At 61.7% G+C, this 1,045-nt stretch carries 1 protein-coding gene; it reads right to left on the bottom strand.

The window, feature by feature from the left end; translation table 11 throughout:
- The coding region (locus tag EOA86_RS35915; protein WP_281035737.1) for a DNA gyrase subunit A at positions 1–1,045 on the bottom strand (1,045 nt) is incomplete at both ends.

The following is a 1,045-nucleotide window of genomic DNA, read 5'->3' as shown; positions in this document are numbered from 1 at the left end:
GTCGGGCGCCTTGACGTTCATCACCTGCTTGCCCTTGCGGGTGTTGGCGACGACTTCCTCTTCCGGCACGATGAAGCCATTGCCGTCGTGAGACACCAGCAGCAGCTTGCGTTTGGGATCATGGACAAAGGCGGTGACGATGTCCTGGTCGTTGTCCATGTCGACAATGATGCGGATCGGTTCGCCATGGCCGCGCCCGCCCGGCAGCCGGTCGGCGCCGATCGTGTAGAACTTGCCGCCGGTGGTGAAGACCAGCACCTTGTCGGTGGTCTGAGCGTGGAAGGCGAGCTTGAGGCTGTCGCCCTCCTTGAAGGTCAGCAACGAATGATCGGTCAGGTGACCTTTCATCGCCCTGAGCCAGCCCTTTTCCGAAACGACCACGGTGACCGGCTCGCGCTCGATCATCGCATGGGCGATATCGGTCAGGTCATGTTCGGGCGCGTCGGCGAACTGGGTCCGGCGCTTGCCGAGCTCGGTCTCCGGTCCGAATTTCTCGCGGATGCTGGAGACTTCCCATTTGATCGTCGACCACTGCCTGGCGTCGGACGCAAGCAGCGCCTCGATCTGCTTTTTCTCGATAGTGAGGCCGTCGAATTCCTTGCGGATCTCGAATTCCTCGAGCTTGCGCAGGGCCCTGAGCCGCATGTTGAGGATGGCTTCGGCCTGGTTGTCGGTGAGCGACCAGCGCGCCATCATCACTTGCTTGGGCTCGTCCTCCTCGCGGATGATCCTGATCACCTCGTCGATGTTGAGATAGGCGATCAGATAGCCGGCGAGAATCTCCAGCCGCCTTTCGATCTCGCCCAAGCGATGCCTGGAGCGGCGGATCAGCACCTCGCGGCGGTGCTCCAGCCATTCCTTGAGCACGCCTTTCAGCGACAGCACGTTGGGTATCTTGCCGCGCGACAGGACGTTCATGTTGAGCGGAAAGCGGCTTTCGAGCTCGGTCAGCTTGAACAGCGATTCCATCAGGATGCCGGGATCGACCGAACGGCTCTTCGGCACCAGCACGACGCGGACGTCTTCGGCGCTCTCGTCGCGGATG

The organism is Mesorhizobium sp. M5C.F.Ca.IN.020.32.2.1, from assembly GCF_004023105.1.
GTDB lineage: Bacteria > Pseudomonadota > Alphaproteobacteria > Rhizobiales > Rhizobiaceae > Mesorhizobium > Mesorhizobium wenxiniae.
This window is presented reverse-complemented; position numbering and strand designations above follow the sequence as displayed.